The 4,614-nt window shown below is 70.8% G+C and carries 1 protein-coding gene; it reads right to left on the reverse strand.

Going from position 1 to position 4,614, the window contains the following annotated elements; translation table 11 throughout:
* Nucleotides 1–4,614: SwmB domain-containing protein (locus OXN85_06575; GenBank protein ID MCY3599617.1), on the reverse strand; the 4,614-nt coding region annotated here is incomplete at both ends.

The raw sequence follows: 4,614 nt of genomic DNA on the forward strand, positions 1-4,614 counted from the left end.
GTCGAACCCGCCGCGACCGTCACCCGGCCGCCCGACACCGGCCGGTAGTCCACGTTCGGCGTCGCGGGCCGCGCGCCGGGACTGTCGTCCTCGCCCGTCGACCAGTCCAGCACCACGTCCGAGTCCGCCGCCTGCGACAGCCGGACGGTGAACTCCACCGCCGTGCCCTCAAGCGCCGAATCGCCCTCGACCGTCACCGCGATGGCCGGCGTCGGCGGCGGAGGCGGGGGCGGGGGCGGCGCGCCGGGCTGGGTCGCCGTGAAGCCGAAGTCCGGCACCTTGGCGCCCGACGCGGTACGCAGCGGAGCGGAGCCGTTCGTGTAGCTCACCACCGCCGCCCGGCCCGCGGGCACCGGCGGCGCGACCGTCAGATCCAGCGCCGAGCCCCGGATCGACACCGCCATCACGCGGTGCTGCGCCGACGACGACGAAGCCGACCACGACGAAGCCGCGGACGAAGCCACCGACGACGAAGCCGGCGCCAGCGTCACCGTGAAGTCGCCGGGATCCGGCACCGACGTGGCGTCCAGCGCCTGGGCGAACTCCAGCGTCACCATCGCCCCATCGGCCGACACCGCGCCGCGCGTCGGGGGCCCCGCGGGTGGCGCCGTGCCGCCCGCGCCCGTCGTGGCGCTGCCGGAGGCCGACCACGGGCCCTCCCCGTCGCCCTGCGCCCGCACCTGCACCACGTACGCCGTGTTCGCCGTCAGGCCCGACAGCACCGCCGAGGTCGCCGACCCCGGGTTCGGCGGACCGTTCAGCTCGCCCTCCTCGATCCAGTCCGACGGGTTCGACGGGTCCGAACTCCCCGCGAAGTAGCGCAGGTCGTAGTCGGTCACCGCACGCGCACCCGTGTCCGCTGGCGCGCTCCAGGTCACCGTCAGGCTCGTCGCCGTCGCCGCGCGCGTCACCGTTGGTGCGCCCGGCGCCGACGGCGGCTCCGCCACGTTCAACACACGGATCGTCAACTGGTGGCTCGCCGAATTCGTGCCGTCCGATGCCGTCACCGTCACCGCGTAGCTCGACTTCGCCTCGAAGTCCAGCGTCGCGCCCGCCGCCACCGTGATCCGGCCCGTGTTCGCGTCGATCGCGAACGACTCGTGGTCCGTGCCCCCGCCCGCCGTGCTGGACAGGGCGTACGTCAACGGGTCGCCGTTCGGGTCCGTCGCCGTCACCGTGCCCACGACCCGGCCGGCCGCGCTGTTCTCGCGCACCGACCGCCTTGAAGTCGTCGTCGGGAAGCTCGGCGCCCCGCTCGCCGGGTTCCGCACCGTCCGGCCCGTGAAGTCGGCCACCCTCCGACCGTTCCCGTCCTGAAGCGGGTTCGCGTCGTCCCCCGCCGTGTAGGCCAGCGTGACCCCCGTCTCGCCCGAGCCCACCGCCGCGCTCAGCGTCAGATCCAGCACCGTCGCGTCGCCGCTCCGGAACGCCACCGCCGTCACCGTCGTCGCCGCCGTCGTGCCCTCCACCGTGAACCGGCTCGCGGCCGGGGCCGCCGTCGTGCTCAGCGCCGCGTCGAACGTCAGCGTCAGCTCCGTACCGTTCACCAGCGCGTCCATCACCGACGTGGGCGTCACGTTCGTCACCGTCCGGCCCGTGAAATCCTTCACCTTCCGGCCGCTCCCGTCCTGGAGCGGGTTCGCGTCGTTGCCCGCCGCGTAGGCCACCGCGATCCCCGTCTCGGCGATACCCACCCCCGGGCTCAGCGTCAGGTCCAACTTCGTCGCGTCGCTGCCGCTGAACGCGACCTCCGTCACCGTCGTCGCCTCCGTCGTGCCCGACACCGTGAACCGCGTCGGGTCCGGCGCCGCCGTCGTGCCCAGCGCCGCGTCGAACGCCAGCGTCAGCACCGTTCCGTTCACCTCCGCGCCCGTCACCGACGGCGGCGTCGCGTTCGTCACCGTCTGGCTCGCGAAGTCCGCCACCTCAACGCCGGTCAAGCCCTGGAGCGGGTTCGCGTCGGTTCCCTTCGCGTAGCTCACCGTGATCCCCGTCTCGCCCGCGACCACCGCCGCGCTCAGCGTCAGGTCCACCTTCGTCGAGTCCGCGCTCCGGAACGCCACCGCCGTCACCGTCTTCGCCGGCGTCGTGCCCGCCACCGTGAACCGGCTCGCCGAGGGAGCCGTCGCCGTGTTCAGCTTCCTGTCGAACGTCAGCGTCAGCTTCGTACCGTCCACCTGCGCCCCCGCCGGAGCCGGCGCCCCGCTCGTCACCTCGATGTTGAACGTCCGCACCGCCGTGTCCATCGGGTCCGGCGAGTCGCTGGAGTCCTTCGCGTCGGCGTCCTCCGCCTTGTACGTGACCGTGTAGGAGCCCGCCGTCGTCGGCGTCCCGGAGATCGTCCGCGTCGACTTGTTGAACGAAAGCCCCGGCGGAAGACCGCTCACCTCGTAGAAGTAGGGGTTGGGAATAGCCTCCCCGAAAATCGACGTGTCGCCGCCCGTCGCCGCCGGAAGCACCAGGCCCGCAATCTCCTCGTTCACCGTGAAGCTCTGGTCGCTCACGGCCGTGAGACTCGGCACGCTCGTGCCGGGGAAGATGCTCACCTGGAATACGAGGTGCGTGCTCACCGACGCGCCGTGCGGATCGGTCGCCGTCACGTCCACGCGCACGTCCGTATTCTCAAACGCGGCCAAGCCGCTGAAGTTCACTTGCCCCCGCACGCCACCTATGCCCGGCTGTGCCGCCGGCTGCCCTACGTAGGGAGTGCCACCGAACGCCCGGACGTTGTCCGGCAGCGTGTAGTCGTCGATGGTAATGAGCAGTTGTTCCGCGTCCCGGTCGTCAAAGACGGGGAACGCACGGTTGTTAAGAACTGAAGTCGTACACACCGTCGGCCATTCCGTCGTCTCCGAGCCCCGCACGACCAAGGCGCCGATGTCGGAACGCGCGCCCGCAGGAACTATGGTCGTGGCCGACGGGGTGTTCGTGTCCGTTTTGACCTGGCAGATGTTGTTCGCATCCCCGGTCTTTTGCTCCAGCAGCCGCGGAGCGTGGTTCGCGGTCGGGACGGTGTCGGTCGTCGCGGCGCCGGAGGCCGACCACGGCCCCTCGCCGTTCGCGTTCGCCGCGCGCACCTGCACCACGTACGCCGTGTTCGCCAAGAGGCCCCGGATCGTGTCCTGCGTCGCCGTCCGCGCCGCGTTCACCGGGAGGCCTGGCGCGCCCTCCGTCACCCAGTCGGACTCGGACTGCGGATCGGTGGTCCCCTTGAAGTATCGAAGGTCGTAGTCCGTGATCGCCCCGACGCTCGTCGGCGCCGACCAGCTCACCTTCAGGGTCCCGGACGTCGGCCCCTTCTCCACCGTCGGCTGCCCCGGCGCCATCGGAGCCGTTGGTGTCCCTTCCGTCACCGTGATGTCGAACGTCCGCACCGCGGTGTCCGTCGAGTCCCGAGCAGCGGGATTGCGGCTCGCGCTCTGTCCGTCGGCGTCGTCCGCGGAGTAGGTCACCGTGTAGCTGCCCGTCGTCGTCGGCGTGCCCGAAATCGTCCGCGTCGCGTCGTCGAACTCGAGTCCCGGCGGCAGGCCGCTCACCGCGTAGAAGTAGGGAAAGGCTGAGCGAGTAATCACCCCGCTGGGTGACGTCAGTTCGCCGCCCGTCGCCGCCGGAAGCACGAGGTTCGGGATCGGCGCGTACGTCGCGTAGCTCTGACCGCTCACCGCCGGCAAACTTGGCGCGCTCGTGCCATCGAAGGTCGAGACGTCAAACACCACCGACGTCGTGGCCGACGCGCCGTGAGGGTCCAGGACCCTGAGCGAGACCGTATCGGACCTCAACTGGAGCGCCGCGACGGCACTGTAAGCTAGACGGATCTGCTGGACCGTCGAGCGGGACCCGTTTTGGGCCACATCGAATGTCTGGGTGCTGCCCACCGAGCCGTAGCGAATGAGATCGGCCGGGACGCTGCTGCCGGTAACGACGACCGTCAAGGCGTCCCCGTCCGGATCGATCAGTTGAGGATCGGTGCCGCAGACGGTGCCGCCTCTTGTCAGACGGGCGGAGACCAGGACGCCCCCAAGCACGTTTTGCGGGAATAGCACCGCGGGCATGTCGATTTCCGAGCAGGTTTGCCCCGCCTCCGCCTTCGGGGCGTTGTTCGTCGCCGGCGCCGTGGCCGTCGTCTGGCTTCCCGAGGCCGACCACGGGCCCTCGCCGTCCACGTTCGCCGCGCGCACCTGCACCCGGTACGCCGTGTTCTCCAGAAGGCCCCGGATCGTGTCCTGCGTCGCCGTCCGCGCCGCGTTCACCGGCAGGCCCGGCGCGCCCTCCGTCACCCAGTCCGACTCCGACTCCGGGTCCATCGAGCCCTTGAAGTACCGAAGGTCGTAGTCCGTGATCGTTCCCCCCGAACCCGTCGGAGCGGCCCAGCTCACCTCCAGACTCCCCGACGTCGGCCCCTTGTTCACCGTCGGCTGCCCCGGCGCGGTCGGCACGCCGGCGATCCTCACCACCTGAAGGTTGAACGTCTGCACCGCGGTGTCCATCGGGTCCGGCGAGTCGCCGGAGTCCTTCGCGTCGGCATCCTCCGCCTTGTACGTGACCGTGTACGTGCCCTGCGTCGTCGGCGTCCCGGAGATCGTCCGCGTCGACTTGTTGAACGAAAGCCCCGGC

This window comes from Candidatus Palauibacter australiensis (assembly GCA_026705295.1).
In the GTDB taxonomy this organism is placed as follows: Bacteria; Gemmatimonadota; Gemmatimonadetes; order Palauibacterales; family Palauibacteraceae; genus Palauibacter; species Palauibacter australiensis.